The organism is Amorphus orientalis, from assembly GCF_030814015.1.
Classification (GTDB): domain Bacteria; phylum Pseudomonadota; class Alphaproteobacteria; order Rhizobiales; family Amorphaceae; genus Amorphus; species Amorphus orientalis.
On the sequence record NZ_JAUSUL010000001.1, the window covers coordinates 1,064,727 to 1,081,470 of the forward strand.

General features: G+C 65.2%; 14 protein-coding genes. 5 read left to right on the forward strand and 9 right to left on the reverse strand.

Going from position 1 to position 16,744, the window contains the following annotated elements:
• The first annotated feature begins 404 nt into the window (after nucleotides 1-404).
• Nucleotides 405-1,355, forward strand: a complete 951-nt coding sequence (locus tag J2S73_RS04780; RefSeq protein ID WP_306884286.1) for a cation diffusion facilitator family transporter — start codon at nucleotides 405-407, stop codon at nucleotides 1,353-1,355.
• Between the two features lie 39 nt (nucleotides 1,356-1,394).
• Here the strand turns inward: J2S73_RS04780 and J2S73_RS04785 are convergent, their stop codons facing one another.
• From J2S73_RS04785 to J2S73_RS04795, 3 genes are read right to left on the reverse strand one after another with little or no spacing between them, the layout of a single operon-like run.
• Nucleotides 1,395-2,516, reverse strand: a complete 1,122-nt coding sequence (locus J2S73_RS04785; protein WP_306884288.1) for an ABC transporter permease — start codon at nucleotides 2,514-2,516, stop codon at nucleotides 1,395-1,397.
• Nucleotides 2,517-2,519: 3 nt separating this feature from the next.
• Nucleotides 2,520-5,297 carry a ribosome-associated ATPase/putative transporter RbbA gene (rbbA, locus tag J2S73_RS04790; protein ID WP_306884289.1) on the reverse strand — a complete coding sequence of 926 codons (2,778 nt, stop codon included), beginning with the start codon at nucleotides 5,295-5,297 and terminating at the stop codon, nucleotides 2,520-2,522.
• Entirely contained in the window at nucleotides 5,294-6,367 is a 1,074-nt protein-coding gene (locus J2S73_RS04795) for an HlyD family secretion protein (protein ID WP_306884290.1), read from the reverse strand. Before J2S73_RS04795 ends, rbbA begins: the two co-directional genes overlap by 4 nt.
• A gap of 415 nt (nucleotides 6,368-6,782) precedes the next feature.
• Here J2S73_RS04795 and J2S73_RS04800 point away from each other — a divergent pair, with 415 nt between their 5' ends.
• The gene (locus J2S73_RS04800; protein ID WP_306884291.1) at nucleotides 6,783-7,100 is read left to right on the forward strand and encodes a hypothetical protein; all 318 of its coding nucleotides are present in this window, start codon (nucleotides 6,783-6,785) and stop codon (nucleotides 7,098-7,100) included.
• A 75-nt stretch (nucleotides 7,101-7,175) separates the two neighbouring features.
• Here J2S73_RS04800 and J2S73_RS04805 read toward each other — a convergent pair whose 3' ends face one another.
• The 4 genes from J2S73_RS04805 to J2S73_RS04820 form a co-directional block, all read right to left on the reverse strand.
• Nucleotides 7,176-8,327: an FAD-dependent monooxygenase gene (locus tag J2S73_RS04805; RefSeq protein ID WP_306884292.1), complete on the reverse strand. Its 1,152-nt coding sequence runs from the start codon at nucleotides 8,325-8,327 to the stop codon at nucleotides 7,176-7,178.
• A 145-nt stretch (nucleotides 8,328-8,472) separates the two neighbouring features.
• On the reverse strand, nucleotides 8,473-9,096 hold the full coding sequence (locus J2S73_RS04810; protein ID WP_306884295.1) for a glutathione S-transferase family protein: 624 nt from the start codon (nucleotides 9,094-9,096) through the stop codon (nucleotides 8,473-8,475).
• 35 nt (nucleotides 9,097-9,131) lie between these two features.
• Nucleotides 9,132-10,541, reverse strand: coding sequence for a dihydrolipoyl dehydrogenase (locus J2S73_RS04815; protein WP_306884296.1), 1,410 nt, complete (start codon nucleotides 10,539-10,541; stop codon nucleotides 9,132-9,134).
• Between the two features lie 44 nt (nucleotides 10,542-10,585).
• Entirely contained in the window at nucleotides 10,586-11,959 is a 1,374-nt protein-coding gene (locus J2S73_RS04820; RefSeq protein WP_306884297.1) for an NAD-dependent succinate-semialdehyde dehydrogenase, read from the reverse strand.
• Nucleotides 11,960-12,146: 187 nt separating this feature from the next.
• On the opposite strand from J2S73_RS04820, the gene J2S73_RS04825 reads away from it, so the two are divergent.
• Nucleotides 12,147-13,448: a Zn-dependent hydrolase gene (locus tag J2S73_RS04825; protein WP_306884298.1), complete on the forward strand. Its 1,302-nt coding sequence runs from the start codon at nucleotides 12,147-12,149 to the stop codon at nucleotides 13,446-13,448.
• Here J2S73_RS04825 and J2S73_RS04830 read toward each other — a convergent pair.
• Nucleotides 13,436-13,831 (reverse strand): (R)-mandelonitrile lyase, encoded by a 396-nt coding sequence (locus J2S73_RS04830; RefSeq protein WP_306884945.1) that lies wholly within the window; start codon nucleotides 13,829-13,831, stop codon nucleotides 13,436-13,438. The genes J2S73_RS04825 and J2S73_RS04830 overlap by 13 nt on opposite strands.
• 166 nt (nucleotides 13,832-13,997) lie before the next feature.
• Nucleotides 13,998-14,777: a GntR family transcriptional regulator gene (locus J2S73_RS04835; protein ID WP_306884299.1), complete on the reverse strand. Its 780-nt coding sequence runs from the start codon at nucleotides 14,775-14,777 to the stop codon at nucleotides 13,998-14,000.
• Between the two features lie 70 nt (nucleotides 14,778-14,847).
• Between J2S73_RS04835 and J2S73_RS04840 the strand changes: the two genes are divergently transcribed.
• Both J2S73_RS04840 and J2S73_RS04845 read left to right on the forward strand, forming a co-directional pair.
• Nucleotides 14,848-15,432, forward strand: a complete 585-nt coding sequence (locus J2S73_RS04840; RefSeq protein ID WP_306884300.1) for a TRAP transporter small permease — start codon at nucleotides 14,848-14,850, stop codon at nucleotides 15,430-15,432.
• Nucleotides 15,429-16,715, forward strand: coding sequence for a TRAP transporter large permease (locus tag J2S73_RS04845; protein WP_306884301.1), 1,287 nt, complete (start codon nucleotides 15,429-15,431; stop codon nucleotides 16,713-16,715). The genes J2S73_RS04840 and J2S73_RS04845 overlap by 4 nt, the downstream gene beginning before the upstream one ends.
• Nucleotides 16,716-16,744: the final 29 nt, after the last annotated feature.

Below are 16,744 nucleotides of genomic sequence, written 5' to 3' on the forward strand. Positions count from 1 at the left end.
GCCTCCTGATCAGCATCGGTTTCGCCGACTATGACCGACTCTCCTGCGCTCGGTCGAGGGGGCGTCGTGTATCTGGCTCCGACGTCGTGCCGGCGCTGTCTGCCGAACGACCCGGACGGGAGCAGGCATGATCGCAATCTGCTGACGGCAGCTTTGCGAGAAGATGATGTTATATAGTTACGGCTTGTAGTTTGTCTCGCTTCTATTTTTGCGTGTCAGATTTCGCGCCGATTTCGATTTGATCGAACGAAATAAATTTCCGTGAGAACTTGAGCGCATTCCCCGGGTTCGATAGAGCATGCTCAAGGTTTTGACTCTGGAGCCATTTGGTGTCGCGCGGACGTTTCCGTTCGGCCGGGAAAGGCCCTGGAAGCCGGCATCGACAAGAGGAAGCGGAATTACACATGGCACACAGTCACGGGGGCGGACACGAGCACGGCCATTCCCACGGCCATGCCTCCGACAACGAGCGGGCCACCGCCATCGCCGCCTTTCTGACGGGCGGCTTCATGATCGCGGAAGCGGCGGGCGGCATCATTGCCAACTCGCTGACGCTTTTGGCCGACGCCGCGCACATGCTGACCGACTGCGTGGCGCTCGGACTGGCCTGGTGGGCATTCCGGCAGTCCCGCAAGCCCGCGACGCCGGAGCTGACCTTCGGACGCCATCGGATGCCGGTCCTGATCGCGTTTGCGAACGGGATCGTGCTCCTGCTCCTGACCGCCTGGATCGTCGTGGAGGCGATCGACCGGCTGTTCGATCCTCAGCCGGTGAGCTCGATCCCCCTGCTCGTGGTCGCCTGGCTCGGTCTTCTCGTGAACATCGCCGCCTTCCTGGTTCTGTCGGGCGGAAACAAGGGCAGCCTGAACATTCGCGCAGCCGTCCTGCACGTGATCTCGGACCTTCTGGGCTCGGTCGCCGCGATCATCGCGGGCGGGGTGATCCTGTTCACCGGATTCATGGCGATCGACCCGATCCTGTCGATGGTGGTCAGTGCGCTCATTCTGCGCACAACGATCCGGCTGTTGCGGGAATCCAGCCATATCCTGCTTGAAGGAGCGCCGAGCGGTATCGAGCCGGAAGCCATCGCGGAGGATCTGACCGCCATGGTGCCGGGCGTCGAGAAGGTCCACCACGTCCACATCTGGTCGCTGTCAGAGGAGCGTTCTCTGGTGACGCTGCATGCCGTGGTGGATCAGGAGACGGATATAGCGATGGCCACGGCGGGCATCCGGGCGCGACTTGCCGACCGGTTCGGGGTTGGCCACGCAACGGTTGAACTGGAGACGCCGGGTCGGGAAACGGTGGCCGAAGTGGAACCCTGTCCGACCGAGCCGGATCGGCACGGCCACTGATCCCGATCCAGTCAGCCAGTCTCCGAAGCCGTCAGCGGCTCAGCTCATGGTGCTCATGCTGCGCCGGAACTGAGACAGCGAAATCATGAACAGGATCGCGCCGATTGCGATCAGCGCGGCGAACTGCGGCCAGACGACGTCGATCCCGGCGCCGCGGAAGAGGACGGCCTGAGCCAGCACCACGAAATGGGTGTTCGGTGCGGCGAGCATGATCGTCTGGACCACCTCCGGCATGCTTTCGCGCGGGGTCATGCCGCCCGACAGCATCTGCATGGGCAGCAGGACCAGGATCACGAGCATGCCGAACTGGGGCATGGAGCGGGCGATGGTGCCGATCAGGATGCCGAGCGACGTGGCAGCGAAGATCTCCAGCGCTGCGCCGGCAAGGAACAGCGGGATCGAGCCCTGGATCTGGACGTTCAGCAGCCCCTGAACCACGAAAAGCAGTGAGCCCGTCGTTGCCAGGAAGACGATGAGGCTCATCGCCCAGACCTTCGCGGCCATGATTTCCAGCGGTGTCACCGGCATCACCAGAAGATGCTCGATCGTGCCGTGCTCCCGCTCGCGGATAAGTGCCGCACCGGTCAGGATGATGGCCAGCAGCGTGACGTTGTTGATCAGCTCGGTGACCGAGCCGAACCATTCCTTCGCCAGCTCGGGATTGAACCGTGACCTGAGCACGAGGTCCACCGGCAATTCGGCCTCGGCGCGATAGCGCTGGGTGAAGGTGCGGATCTCGTCGCTGACGATTTCGGTGACGTAGGCGCTTCCGGTGAAGGCCTGGGTCATGCGGGTGGCGTCGACGTTGAGCTGAATGGCCGGCTGGCGCCCGGCCAGCACGTCGCGCTGGAAATCAGGCGGGATGTTGAGGGCGAAGGTATCCAGACCTTCGTCCATGCGTGCGTCCATCTCGTCATGGGTGATCAGTTTCGGCGGCAGAAAGTAGGGCGGATAGAGCGCGTCCACGATGCGGGTGGAAAGCGGCGACCGGTCTTCGTCGACGATGGCGATCGGGGCGCGGTTGAGCGTGTCGGGGATCGCGCTCGCCTCCGCATAGATCGCCAGCGTGAACACGTAGAACATCAGGATCATCATCGTGCGGTCGCGCGACAGCGAGCGGAGTTCCTTGATTCCCAGCTGGAAGATGTTGGCGAGCCGCACCGGTCAGGACTCCTGCTTTTTCAGGAGACAGGCCGTGAGGACAATCAGAACCGGTCCTGCCAGGATGAGGGGCAGGAAGGCTTCCGGCAGGTCCGTGAAGCCCAGTGCCTTGGAGAACGTGCCCCGCGAGATCGTCAAAAAATGGGTTGTCGGATAGATTTCGCCGATGGCCCGTCCCAGACCTTCGAGACTGGAGACCGGGTCCATCAGGCCGGAGAAGCTGACCGCCGGCAACATGGAGAGGATGGTCGTGCCGAAGATGGCGGCGATCTGGCTCTTCATGAAGCTGGAGATCAGCAGTCCGAACGCCGTGGCGGCGAACACATAGATCAGAGCGCCTGTTCCGATCGCAAGCAGGCTCCCTTTGAACGGGATCTGAAAGATTACGATCGCGGCGAGGAACATGATCGCAAAGCTCAGCATGGAGACCGCGACATACGGCAGCTGCTTACCGAGCAGGAATTCCAGCCGGGTCGTCGGGGTGACGTAGAAGTTGATGATCGAGCCGAGCTCCTTCTCGCGGACCACGCTGAGCGCGGCGAGCATCGCCGGGATCATCATCAGCAGGATCGGTATGACCGCGGGAACCATGGCGACGAGGCTCTTAACGTCCGGATTGTAGCGGTACCGGAGCTCGATCGCGGCCGGTGCCTGCAGAAGATCCCCCCGGCCCATCTCCCTGGCCCGCTGTTGCAGCCAGTCGGCGTGCATGCCGCGGACATAGCCCTGCGCCGTCTCAGCCCGGGTCGGCATGGCGCCATCGATCCATGCTCCGACGGCGACGTCCCGCCCGCGGGCGAGGTCGGCGGCGAAACGCGGCGGGATCTCGATCGCGACGGTCAGTTCGCCGTCGCGCATGCGCCGGTCGAGGTCGGCATAACTCGTGATGGGTGGCTTTCTGACGAAATAGCGCGAGCCGGCCATGTTCTCCGCATAATCGCGGCTGACCGTCGTGTCGTCCCTGTCCAGGACGGCGAACGTCAGGTCCTCGACGTCGAGATTGATGCCGTAGCCCATCACCAGCATCAGGATGAGGCTGCCGACAAGCGCCAGGGTCAGGCGGATGGGATCACGGCGGAGTTCCAGCCCCTCCCGGCGCGCGTAGCTCAGCATCCGTCTCGGATCGAAGACGCGCCGCCAGCCCTCAGCAGGGGCGATCCCAGTGCGGTCGTTCGGCTCGAGCGGCAGCTCGGTGGCCGCGTCGTCCTCCGCGGCCGATCCGCTTCCTATGGCGGCTTCGAGATGGGCGATGAACGCCTGTTCCAGACTGTCTGCGTCGCTGTCGCGGACGATTGCGTCCGGTGCGCCGCTGACGAGCACGCGGCCCGCGTGCATCAGGGAAATCCGGTCGCAGCGCTCCGCCTCGTTCATGAAATGGGTGGAGATGAAAATCGTCACCCGGTCCGTCCGGGACAGGTCGACCAGGTGCTGCCAGAAGGCGTCCCGCGCGACCGGATCGACGCCGGAGGTCGGCTCGTCGAGGATGAGCATCTCCGGCTTGTGGATCATCGCGACCGCGAGTGACAGCCGTTGGCGGTGACCCAGTGGAAGCTGGTCGGGCAGCGTGTCGGCGACGTCCGCCAGGCCGAAGCGCTGGCTCATCTCTTCGATCCGGGCGGGGATTTCGTCTGCTGGAACACTGAACAGGCGCGCGTGCAGATCCAGGTTCTGGCGCACCGTGAGCTCGCTGTAGAGCGAGAAGGATTGGGACATGTAACCGACGCGGCGACGGGTCGCGATGTCCTTCGGATCGACCTCGTGGCCGAACAGCCGCGCGCGCCCGGCGCTTGGCGGCAGCAGGCCGGTCAGCATCTTCATGGTGGTGGTCTTGCCGCACCCGTTGGAACCCAGGAAGCCGAAGATCTCTCCGCGCTCGATCGAAAGCTCGACGTCGTCGACCGCGGTGAAACCGCCGAAGCGCTTGGTCAGGCCTTCGGCCTCGATCGCCACGTCGTTGCTTTCGGTGCGCGGGGGGATCGTCACCTTGCGGTGGTGCGCCTGGACTTCGTCCGGCAACAAGGCGATGAACGCCTCTTCCAGGGTCGGCGCGCCGGTCCGCGACAGCAGGGTCTCGGCGGTTCCGCTAGCCAGGACCCGGCCGGCGTTCATCGCGATGAGCCAGTCGAACGAGGCTGCCTCTTCCATGTACGCGGTCGCTACCATGACGCTCATGGTCGGCCGCTCGGCCCGGATCCGGCCGATCAGGTGCCAGAACTGCCGCCGCGACAGCGGATCGACGCCGGTCGTGGGCTCGTCGAGGATCAGGAGATCCGGGTCGTGGATCAGCGCGCAGCACAATCCCAGCTTCTGCTTCATGCCCCCGGAGAGCTTGCCGGCCGGCCGGTCCAGGAACGGGAGCAGGTCGGTCGCGCGGGTCAGGGAGTGGATGCGGCGTTCCCGTTCTTCGCGTCCGTGCCCGAACAATCGCCCGAAGAACTCGAGGTTCTCCTTGACCGAAAGCGTTGGGTAGAGGTTCTTGCCGAGCCCCTGCGGCATGTAGGCGATCCGGGAGATCACCGCGGCATGCTGGGACACGCGCCCCATGTCGGCGCCGAGTGCATGGACGCTGCCCTGCTGGATTGCGCGCGCGCCTGCCACCAGGGACAGGAGGCTGGACTTCCCGACACCGTCCGGACCGATGAACCCGACGATGCAGCCGGCAGGAACGTCCAGCGTGACACCGTCGACGGCCGTCGTCTTGCCGTAGCGAAGCGTCACGCCTTTCAGGGAGGCGACGATCTCTCCGCTCGCGGGTCCAGCCAGGGTGGCGTCCGCGCTCATTCCGGCAGCTTCACCTGAAGCGCTTCCGGCCACGGCTGTCCGGGGTCGGTCCGAACGTAGGCGACGCCGGGCACCCCCGTCTTCACCAGCGAGACGTATTTCTCCAGAAGCTCCGGGGCGATCTGGGCCTTGACGCGGAAGACCAGCTTAAGGCGCTCCTCGTCCGTCTCCACGGTACGCGGCGTGAACTGCGCGACATCGGCGACATAGGAGATTGTGGCCGGAACGACGTACTCGGGCGCGGCATCGAAGATCAGGTGGGCTTCGGAGCCCAGGGGCAGCACGCTTGCAGCCGAGGTCGGCAGGAAGAAGTTCATGTAGACGTCGGTAAGGTCGACCATGTTGAGGACCGGCGCGCCAGCGGCGATCACCTCGCCCGGCTGCGCCACGCGGTATTGAACGCGACCTGCCCGAGGTGCGCGCAGCGTGGAGTCGGAAATGTCCGCCTCGATCCTCTCGATCCGGGCCTTGGTCGCTTCCACAGCAGCTTGGGCCGAAACAACCTGGGAGCGGGCTTGGGAAATGGCCGCGTCCGCGGCGGCTACCTGCGCCTGGGCCGCGCTCAACGCCGCCCGCGCTCCGTCGAAAGTGGCCTGGTCGTCGTCCAGGGCCTGCTGGGAGGTCGTGCCGCGCTCGGTCAGCCGGCTCGTGCGCGACAGCCGCTTCTGCGCGGCGTTCTGTTCCGACTGACGCTGGGCGACGAGGGCTTCGGCCGCCGTCTTCTCCGACCGTCGCTGGGTGACAAGCTGGTTGGCGGTCTCGATCGCGATCTCCGCCCGTTTGAGTTCTGCGGCGGCCTCGCGCCGCTGGGCTTCCAGGGTGGACGTATCCATCTTCGCGAGGATCTCGTCCTTCTCGACGGTGTCGCCCTCGTCGACCGAGATCGTCTCGATCCGGCCAGCGATCTTGGAGGCGATGTCGATGGAGACGGCCTCGATCCGGCCATTGCTGGAGGCAAACCCCGGCGGAAGCTCGTCGCCCTCCAGCGTCTGCCAGAGATAGTAGCCGGCTCCGACAACAGCTGCGACGACCACCGCTCGGAGCAACCAGTTTCGGGTGGCGTGCTGCATGAAAATCCCTGTCTCCTGGTTGGACGGCGCGGTTTCCCGTCGCGCGCCTTTGCAGGCATCGGTATCACGGGCGGGTGCAGCGCACATTGCGTCGGGTCAAAGCAGGAAGGGTGCGCTTCCGACGCGGTTTTGCGATCGAGGGTCCGCGGGCTTCGTGCGCCGCATTTGTCTGAAATGCGGCGCATCAGCGATAAAACTCCAAAAAGAAATCAAATTTGGAGCAGATTTGCTCTCTACCGGGAGCGCCTCGGCCCTCACCGTTTCCTTTGGCTACCAGACTGTTTGATGGGGAAGTGTTGAGGGATTTCCATCCCGAGCCGTTTGGATTTGGTCGGTACTGCGCGGCCGAACGACAGATGGCTCTCGCGCAAAGGGTCTTTCTTTGCTGCGTCCCACACAGATCGGGAGTTATTCTATGAAGGCGCTTCTCACTTCGGTCGCCGTCGTCGCGTTCACGGCTTCGGCTGCGCTGGCTCAGTCCGGCGCACAGCAGACCCAGCAGCGTACGACGCCGACCTGCCAGCAGGCGCTTCCGCAGATCGAGAACCTGGTCGACCAGGCGGATCAGGCCGGCCTCAACACCGCGACCGCCGAAACCCATGTCGACAGCGCGCGCGAAGCCAGGAGCTCCGGCGAGGAGCGTGCCTGCATCGAAGCGCTGGTCATGGCGCAGAACGACATTCTCAAGCGGGCGGATGCCCAGCGGCAGCAGCAGGGCGGCACGACCAACTAGCCGGCACGAAACGACAGCCGATACAGGAGCGGCGCGGGGCTTCCGTCCGCGCCGTTTCCCGAACAGATCGCGCGATCAGGCTGCCGGCCTGAGGTCCGTCTCCCAGGCGTGGTAGGCGTAGACCCAGTCTGCGTTGGTCTGGTTCTTCAGCCACTCGTTGGCGAGCGAGCTCTCCTGGATCTGGGTGGTCCGCGGCTTGCGCACCGCCTCGAAGTCCCTCAGGGCGGCTTCGATCCCGTCCGGACCGGCTGCATCGAGGCACCGGGTCAGCACAACGGCGTCCTCGATCGCCATGCAGGCACCCTGGGCCATGAACGGCACCATCGGATGGGCGGCATCCCCCATGACAATGACGCGGCCCACGGACCAGCGCGCCAGCGGAGCGCGCACGTGGAGCGCGGAAGAGGTCACCGAAGGCAGCGCCTTCAAGAGTGCCTGCGCGTTGGGGTGGAAATCCGCATAGGCATGGCGGAGCGCCGCCAGATCGCCGGGGATGGTCCAGCCCTCCTCGGTCCAGTCGGTGCGCGGCGTCGTGGAGAACACGAAGATCTCCTCACCCCGGGTCAGGGGGAAGGTGACGATCTGGTAGTCGGGTGTCGCGCCCCACCACTTGGTGAAGGCGTCGAGGTCCGGCAGGTCTCCCGCCTTCTCGCGCGGGAAAACGCCGCGGTGGGAGACCAGGCCGGTGAACTTGGGATCGTCGGGACCGAACAGGGCATGGCGAACCGGCGAGTGGATACCGTCCGCCCCCACGACCACATCGAAGTCCCGGCGGGATCCGTCGGCGAACAGGATGGTCGCCTGCTCGGGGGTCTGGTCGACGCCGGTCACCTTCGCGCCGAAATGCACGTGGCCGTCGCCCAGAGCGTCGGTGAGCATCGCCAGGAAGTCGGCCCGGTGGAGCGTGAGCTGGGGCGCGCCGTAGCGTTCCTCTGCGGCGGAGGAGAGGGGAAGCCGCGAGGTCTCCTCTCCGGTCTCACCGACACGGCTGATCCGGTGGGTCGGAAACGCGCCGGTCGCCTTCATGGCGTCCCAGAGACCGAGACCCTTCAAGGCGTGAACGGCGTTCGGCGTGAGATTGACGTCCGCTCCCACCCGGCCGAACCGGGAGGCCTGCTCGAACACCTCGACCACGTGACCAGCCTGGACCAGTGCCGTTGCCGCGCACAGCCCACCGACGCCGGCGCCGCAGATGCCGACCCGCAATCCCGTCCCGTTCTTTCCCATGGAACCCCCGGTTGGTTCATTATTGAACTATGTGTTCTATTTTGCCAACGAGGGGCGATGCGGTCAATGTCAGTTCCCGCCCAAAGGCGCGGTCCGGGAACAGGGCCGAGGAGATTGCCGGGTTGGGGCGCGGTCGCTCCGCCGATCAGCCGAATGGAGGCGTCATCGGGCCCGCTTTGTCAGTGGCAGCCTTGAAGCCCGGCTGGTCCTGAAGCCGTTGCCAATAGGCGGCAATTGCCGGCCGGTCCCGGAGCAGGCCGGCCAGGTCGCACAGCGCGATCATGTAGGACATCTGGATATCGGCGAGCGTAAGCGTGTCGCCCATCAGGAACTGCCGGCCGCTCAGGCGCTTTTCGATATAGGACAGGTGCGTTTCCAACTCGCGCTGCATCCGCGGGTCGTCGGGACGATCCTTGCCGGCGACCTTCGCGAGAACGGCGGCGAGGATGGACGGCGCCGCCGAGCTTTCCGGATAGTCGAGCCAGCTCTCGTGGTCCCAGTAGTCGTCCGTGCCCGGCTTCGGCGTGAACCTCCCGTCTCCGTGAGTCTCGTGGACGTAGCGCAGGATCGTCGCCGATTCCGTCAGCATCAGGGTTCCGTCTTCGAGCGTCGGCGACTTGCCGAGCGGATGCACCTTCTTGAGAGCCTCGGGCGCAAGGAATTGAGGGGTGCGGTCATAGAAGATCAGCTCGTAGTCTTGGCCCAGGTCTTCCAGCAGCCAGGCAACGCGGATCGCGCGCGAATAGGCAAGACAATGCAATTTCATCATCGTCGCAAAATCCTTCGATCAGTGCGAAAAGGCGGTCAGGCGCCCGGCGGATCGTCGTCGTCGCCGCCCGGCGGCGCACCGCTCGGCGTGTTGCGGCAGATCTCGCGCAGCGCCGGTTTCAGGCCTTCTTCCAGCGTCGGGTGGTAGAACGGAAGCTCCAGAAGGCCCGAAGCCGTTTCGCCATGCATGACGGCTTGGGCCAGAAGATGCGCCATATGGTCGGCGCCGGGTGCAAAGAGTTCCGCGCCGGTGAGGCGGCCGTCCTGAGGATCGGCGTAAATCCGGACGAGCCCGACGGCGCGGTTCTCGACCTTGGCGCGCCCCTGGTCCGTGTAGGAGGCGGCGCCGACGAGGCTGTCGTCGCCGGGCGGGGCGCCAATGGTCGCAAGCGGAGGGTCCACGAAGGTGATCGTGAAGCAGGGCGTCCGCTCTGAACTTTTGACGTCGGGATGCGCGGCCGCGTTGCTCCCGGCGATGCGGCCTTCGTTCGCAGCCTCGTGCAGCACCGGGGCGTCGGCGTCGCAATCACCTGCCAGAAAGATGGGGCTGTCGCCGCATTGGAGTGTGGCCCGATCGAATTCGGGCACGCCGTGATCGTCGAGCTGAAGGCCGGTCGCCTCCAAATTCAGGCCGCCGAGGGCAGGTGGCCTGCCCGTTGCGACGAGGACCCGATCGAATTCGTCGGAACCGGTTTCCGGCCCGGTCCAGGTCAGTCGCGCGCGGTCTCCGGAGCGTTCGGCCGACAGGTCCACACCCAGGTGAAGCGACAGATCCTCGTCCAACCGCTGGTGGACTGCCTTCTGAACATCGGGATGGGTCGCGCCGCCCGCGGTCTCTTTCTGGTCGAACAGTGCCGTCCGGACGCCTAACCGCGCCATCGCCTGGGCAAGCTCGACGCCGAGCGGGCCGGCTCCAACCACGGCAAGGGAGTCGGGCAGGCCGTCCTGTTCGAAGACGGTCTGGTTGGTCAGGAGGAGATCGCCGAGGTCCCGGAAGGGGCCGGGCACCATCGGGAAGGAGCCGGTGGCGATCACGATGGCCTTGGCCGAAACCGTGTCTCCGTTGTCGAGGGCAAGCACGGTCGGACCGGTGAAGCGTGCCCGTGCCTTGATGCAAATCCCGTCCGGGATCTGGGAGATCGACTCTCGTGTCGCTTCGACGAATTTGTCACGTTCGGCCTGGACCCGCGCCATGACGGCCTTGCCATCGATCGCGATTCCGCCTGGTGCAATCCCGAACTCATGTGCCGTTCTGACCGCGTGAGCCGCGTGGGCCGCTGCGATCAGGAGTTTCGACGGCATGCAGCCCCGGCTCGCGCACAGGGTGCCGGCGAACGCGTCGTCGATGAGAAGGGTGCGCGCGCCGGCCCGGCGCGCGCTTCGCTCTGCGGCAAGTCCGGCCGTGCCGGCTCCGATTACCGCGACATCACAGTCATGATGGGACACGGGTGTTCGCCTTTCCGAGCAAGAACGGAATGCCGTCAGGCGGGTCAGGTCATGTAGATCGACTTCGTATTCACGAATTCCTTCATGCCGAAACCGCCGTGTTCGCGGCCATAGCCGGAGTCCTTCACGCCGCCGAACGGCATGTTGGGAATGGCGATGTTGAAGCCGTTGATGGAGACCATGCCCGTGTCGAAATAGGTCGAGGCCAGCTTCCTGGCGCGGGTCTCGTCGCGGGAGAAGATGCCCCCGCCCAGGCCGTAGCGGCTGTCGTTGGCGATGCGCATGGCGTCCTCGTCATCCTTCGCCTTGATCACCGAGGCAACAGGGCCGAACAGCTCGTCGTCATAGGCCGGCTGTCCGGGCTGGACGTCGACCAGGACGGTGGCCGGATAGTAGGCGCCCTTGCGATCGGGAACCGCACCGCCGCACAGCGCCTTTGCGCCTTTCTGGAGGCTTTCGTCGACCTGTTTGGCGAGCTTGTCGCGAAGATCGTCGCGTGCCATCGGGCCGAGACGCGTGGAGTCCTCCATCGGGTCGCCCATCTCGAAGCCCTTCATCCTCTCGGTGAACTTCTCCACGAAAGCGTCGTAGTTGGCTTCCGTGACGATGAACCGCTTGGCGTTCACGCAGGTCTGGCCGTTGTTGTAGATCCGGCCGGTGGCACACGCCTTGACGGCTGCGTCGAGATCGGCGTCATCCAGAACGATGTAGGCGTCGTTCGAACCGAGCTCGAGAACGGTCTTCTTCAGGTGCTCGGCCGCCTTCTGGGCCACCTTCCGCCCGGCGCCGTCGCTGCCGGTGAGCGTCACGCCGCGCACCAGTTTGTGGGCGATGATCTTGTCCGACATGTCGTGGTCGATCAGGAGCACGGTGAAGAGGTTCTTGGGCAGGCCGGCCCGCTCGAACAGGTCGCGCAGATAAAGGCCGCTGCCGGTGCAGTTTTCCGCATGCTTCAGAAGCACGCCGTTTCCGGCCATAAGGTTTGCAACGGCATAGCGGACGACCTGATAGCAGGGGAAGTTCCAGGGCTGGATGCCGTAGACGAGACCGATCGGCGCATGAGTGACGACGCCCGTGCCGCCGGGTATTTCACGCTCCTCGTCGGCCAGTTCCTTGGGGCCGTTGTCCGCGGTGAAATCGCAGATCGCCGCACACAGATCGATTTCCTGCTTGCTGTCCTTGAGGAGCTTGCCGACCTCCCGGGTCATCAGCTCGGCGAACTCGTCGCGGCTGCTGCGCAGTTCCTCTCCGATCGCGCGGATGGTCTCGGCACGCTCCTCGAGCGACTTGAGCCGCCACTCCAGGAACGCCGCGTGGGACGCTTCGAGCGCCTTGTTGGCCTCGTCCTCGCTCATCAGAGGATAGCTGGCGATCGGCTCTTCCGTCGTCGGGTTGATGGTCTGAAGCTGGCTGGCCATGGATGCCTCCAATCACGTTTCGTCGTGTTGGGTGGCAAACGCCCGGGACGGACGATCTTTCCATCGGTCACAAAAAATTTTACGCAATTAAATAGGCCGAAATGGAAATCAGCCGAGGGTCTGGCTCGGAACACGTGGTTCGCTGGCTTGGCGCCAAGGGGGTGGCGCGCCGGCCGCAGTTTTTCCTATGAGTGAATTCGCCGGTGGGACCGGCGACACGGATCTGGAAGGTGAACTGCACGTCATGGGCAATCTGAAGATCGATGCCGACCGTCTCTGGGGCGATCTCATGGAAACCGCGGCGATCGGGGGAACGGCCAAAGGCGGCATCCGGCGCCTTGCGCTCAGTGAGGAGGACCGGCGGGTCCGCGACTGGTTCCGCACCCGGTGCGAGGCGCTGGGCTGCTCGGTCACGGTCGACGGAATGGGCAACATGTTCGCCGTGCGTCCCGGACAGGATCCGGAGCTCGAGCCGATTGCGATCGGCAGCCATCTCGACACCCAGCCCACCGGCGGCAAATTCGACGGTGTATTGGGGGTTCTTGCCGGGCTGGAGATCCTGCGGACGCTTGAGGCGACGGAGTTCCGAACGCGGCATCCGCTGGTGCTGGTCAACTGGACCAACGAGGAGGGGGCGCGGTTCTCGCCGGCGATGCTGGGCTCCGGCGTCCATGCCGGAAAGTTCGACGCCGCCTACGCCTACGGGCGCGAAGACGCCGACGGAATTTCGGTCGAGACCGCCCTGGATGCGATCGGATACCGGGGCGGTGAACCCGTCGGATCGATGCGGTTTGCCGCCATGTTCGAACTCCACATCGAGCAGGGGCCGATCCTGGAGGACGAGGAACGGCTGATCGGCATCGTCGAGGGCGTCCAGGGAATGCGGTGGTTCGACGTGGTCGTCGAAGGCCGCGAGTCCCATGCCGGATCCACACCGATGGAGACCCGCCGGGATGCCCTGGTCGTGGCCGCGGATCTGATCGGCCGCGTAACTGCCATCGCCACGGCCGCCGGCGGAAAGGGCACGGTCGGCCACCTCGAGGTGGAGCCCAACTCTCGTAACGTGGTGCCGGGAACGGTCCGCATGAGCGTGGATCTGCGTCACGAGGACGATGCCCAGCTCGATGCCATGACGGCGGCCCTGGAGCAGCAGATCGCCCGGCTGGGCGAGGGGCCTGTTTCGCTGTCGTTGACGGAGATCTGGCGCAACCCGGTTGTGCCGTTCGATGCCGACTGCGTGTCCGCCGTGGCGGCGGCAGCGGAGGCCTCCGGCTATCCAAGCCGGCGGCTTTATTCGGGCGCGGGCCACGATGCCGCCAACGTGGCCGCGGTGGCTCCGACCGCGATGATCTTCATCCCTTGCCGGGAAGGGCTCAGCCACAACGAGGCGGAGAGCTGCACGCTGGAGGAGTGTGCCGCAGGTGCACAAACCCTGCTGGATGCGGTCCTGATCTATGATCGCCGGATCGAAGGCGCTCAGCCCGCATAGTCCGCGTCGCTGACCTTTTCCAGCCAGGTCACGGCCGACCCGTCCTGCTTCTCCTGGATGGCGATGTGGGTCATGGCGACGTCCGGTGACGCGCCATGCCAGTGTTTTTCTCCGGCGGGAAACCAGATAACGTCGCCCGGCCGGATTTCCTCGATCGGTCCACCTTCGCGCTGAACGCGGCCGAGCCCCTGGGTGACGATCAGGGTCTGCCCGAGCGGATGGGTGTGCCATGCCGTGCGCGCGCCCGGTTCGAATGTGACCGAGGCACCTGCCACGCGTCCGGGCTCATCGGCCGAGAACAACGGGTCGATGCGGACCCTGCCGGTGAAATAGTCCTCCGGTCCCGGACTGGACGGCTGCGTGCCCGCGCGCGTGATCTTCATGAGGCTGTCCTTTCGGTCGCTGGATTGTGCATCCTCGGTCGTTCGCAGGCGCAGTGAAAGGAGGTCCTGCTGAAACCGGAGCAATTCAAGATCCGCACACAGATGGCTCGACAGTGTGTGCGGCTGGTTGTCGGGGAGCTTGACCAAGCCCTCCGCATCCACCGGATCAGGAGGTCTTCAGGACCTGTCCGTCGGAAGTCTGGCTCAGATACTCCCAGTAGGAGCCCTCTTTCCGGGCGATGTGGCGTCCGAGCAGGTCGAGCGCCTCGCGCCGGTTCGCTGACGCGACGAGATCTGCGATCCGCTGGTGCTCGTCGAAAGATTTCTTCATGTGATGGGGGTCGGTGCCGAGGCGGGTCCGGAGCGCAGCGACCTTTCCTTCGATCATCCCGTAGCTTTGTACGATGTACGGGTTTCCACAGCTCTCGCAGATCGCATGGTGAAACTGCCCATCCAGATCGAGATAGCGCCGCACGTCCCCATCGCGCCAGGCCGCTTCCATCTCCGCGCGAACGCCGGCGAGGCGTGCCTCGAGCTCGTCATGGGCCCCGATCTCGAAGACGCGCCGGAGCGCCGCGGCCTCCAGAACAAGGCGCATCTCGCAGATATGGCCGAGTTCGCCGGGCGCCAGCGTGAACACGAAGGTTCCCGCCTGGGGACGGATCTCGACGAGCCCCTCCCGCTTCAGCTGCAGCAACGCCTCGCGTACGGGTGACTTGCTGGTGCCGAACGAGGCGGCGACGCGGGCTTCGGAGATCTTCTCGCCCATGTCCCAGTCCCCCTGGACAATCGCCTGGCGCATCCGCGTCAGCACTTCGTCGACCAGGAGCGGGCGCCGCTTGATCGGTTCCATGGGGCCGGCTTCCCGCGCATGCTGCGCGTCGTCGCGCATCCCGGGAGCCGGATCGGCCGCCACCGTCGCCGTCGTCGTCCTGCGCTCTTTCATGCTCCTTGACGCTCCAGATTCGAAACTGATATCTTAGATCTAACAATGCCATAGAAACCCGGGAGGAACCATGGCGGAGGGGAGTGCCTTCGATCACTGGTTCACTGCAGCCAACAAGGCAATCCTCGTCTTCCTCATGTCGGCCATGACGGTGCTGGTCTTCGGCAACGTGGTGGGCCGGTACGGGTTCGGCGTTTCCTTCGGCTGGGCCGACGAGTTGTCGCGCTTCGCGATGATCTGGACGGCTTTCCTCGGCGTCGGGCTGGCATTGCGCTATGGCCAGCTCGCCGCGGTCGAGGTGGTCCAGCTGATGCTGCCGGAGTCCGGTGCGCGGGCGATGCGCATTTCAGTCGCCGCTGTGATGGCCGCCTTCCTTGTGGCGCTGGTGATCCTCGGAACCCAGTTCACTCTCTTTTCCTGGAACCTCCGTACCCCGGTCCTGCAGATCCCGCGCGGCATTCCCTATCTCGCCGTCCCGATCGGCGCCGCGCTCGGGCTTATCCACCTGACACTGTCGTTGTCGCATTTTCTGTCCGGCGAGGATGCCGCCCTCGACGGCTTCGATCCGAACGCGATCGAGCTTCCCGGTGATGAGGCGGGCGGCGCGGAGGTTTCCAAACCCTCCGGCCGGCGCAGCCCGGCGGGCGATGCATGAGCACGATCCTGATCGGTGTCTTCGTCGGGGCCCTGCTTCTGGGCGTGCCGATCGCCTTCGTGATGGGGATCGCCAGCCTCGCGGTGCTTCTGATCGACGGGTCCTTCCCCCTCGTGGTCGTCCCGCAGCGCATGTTCAACGGCCTCGACTCGTTTCCGTTGATGGCGGTGCCGTTCTTCATCCTGGCCGCAGACCTCATGACAGCGGGTCGGATCACTCAGGCGCTGCTCTCGTTCTCGCGCGCGCTGGTGGGGCACATCCGTGGCGGCATGGGGCACGTCAACGTGCTGGTCTCGGTGTTCTTCGCCGGCATCAGCGGCTCGGCGCTTGCCGACGCCGCCGGACCCAGCGCCATCGCCATGCGCATGATGAACAAGGCCGGTTATCCGATGTCCTATTCGGCGGCGCTGAGCGCGGCCACGGCGACGATCGGGCCAATCATCCCGCCAAGCATCATCATGGTGATCTACGGCATTTCGGAATCCCGGGTGTCGATCGCGCAGATGTTCCTGGCCGGCATCCTGCCCGGCTGCCTGATGGGGCTGGCGCTGGCGCTCGCGAATCTGGTCATCAGCCGGCGCAACAACTACGGAGGCGGCCAGGCTTTCGCCGGCTTCCGGACCATCGCGAAGACCGCGCTCAAGGCGATCCCCGCCATCCTGGTGCCTCTGATCATTCTCGGCGGCATTCTGGGCGGCGTGTTCACGCCGACGGAAGCGGCCGCCGTGGCGGTCGTCTACTCGCTTCTGGTCGGCTTTGCGCAGCGCACCCTGACCATCGGTATCCTGCCCCAGATCCTCCTGCGGTCGGCGCTGCTCTCCTCTGCCGTCCTCATGATCGTCTCGACTGCCTCCATCTTCGCGTGGCTGTTGACGGTATCCCAGCTTCCCCAGGATTTCGGCGCAGCGATCGCGGCCCTCAAGTTCGGCGAACTCGGCACGCTGCTCCTGCTGGCTCTGCTGATCCTGGTTTTCGGCTTGTTCATCGACACCATCCCCGCCGTCATCGTGCTGACGCCGATCCTGGCGCCGATCGCCTTCAACGCGGGCGTCGATCCGCTCCACTTCGCAATGGTGCTGATCCTCAACCTGACGGTCGGCATGGTCACGCCTCCGGTCGGGCCTGTCCTTTTCGTGATCAGCACGGTCGGGCGGATCCGGATCGAAGTGCTGACGCGGGCCATTCTGCCGCTGCTGGCCGTCCAGCTTTTCGTGCTGCTGCTGATCATCCTGTTCCCCCAGATCACCCTCGCCATACCCCGGCTGTTCGGCTACGGGGGCTGACATCATGGCGAGCGGAAACCGACCCAGAA

Coding starts and splice junctions, on each gene's coding strand:
- J2S73_RS04780 (WP_306884286.1), top strand. CDS start 405: ATGGCACACAGTCACGGGGGCGGACACGAGCACGGCCATTCCCACGGC.
- rbbA (WP_306884289.1), bottom strand. CDS start 5,297: ATGAGCGCGGACGCCACCCTGGCTGGACCCGCGAGCGGAGAGATCGTC.
- J2S73_RS04795 (WP_306884290.1), bottom strand. CDS start 6,367: ATGCAGCACGCCACCCGAAACTGGTTGCTCCGAGCGGTGGTCGTCGCA.
- J2S73_RS04800 (WP_306884291.1), top strand. CDS start 6,783: ATGAAGGCGCTTCTCACTTCGGTCGCCGTCGTCGCGTTCACGGCTTCG.
- J2S73_RS04805 (WP_306884292.1), bottom strand. CDS start 8,327: ATGGGAAAGAACGGGACGGGATTGCGGGTCGGCATCTGCGGCGCCGGC.
- J2S73_RS04810 (WP_306884295.1), bottom strand. CDS start 9,096: ATGATGAAATTGCATTGTCTTGCCTATTCGCGCGCGATCCGCGTTGCC.
- J2S73_RS04820 (WP_306884297.1), bottom strand. CDS start 11,959: ATGGCCAGCCAGCTTCAGACCATCAACCCGACGACGGAAGAGCCGATC.
- J2S73_RS04825 (WP_306884298.1), top strand. CDS start 12,147: ATGAGTGAATTCGCCGGTGGGACCGGCGACACGGATCTGGAAGGTGAA.
- J2S73_RS04830 (WP_306884945.1), bottom strand. CDS start 13,831: ATGAAGATCACGCGCGCGGGCACGCAGCCGTCCAGTCCGGGACCGGAG.
- J2S73_RS04835 (WP_306884299.1), bottom strand. CDS start 14,777: ATGAAAGAGCGCAGGACGACGACGGCGACGGTGGCGGCCGATCCGGCT.
- J2S73_RS04840 (WP_306884300.1), top strand. CDS start 14,848: ATGGCGGAGGGGAGTGCCTTCGATCACTGGTTCACTGCAGCCAACAAG.
- J2S73_RS04845 (WP_306884301.1), top strand. CDS start 15,429: ATGAGCACGATCCTGATCGGTGTCTTCGTCGGGGCCCTGCTTCTGGGC.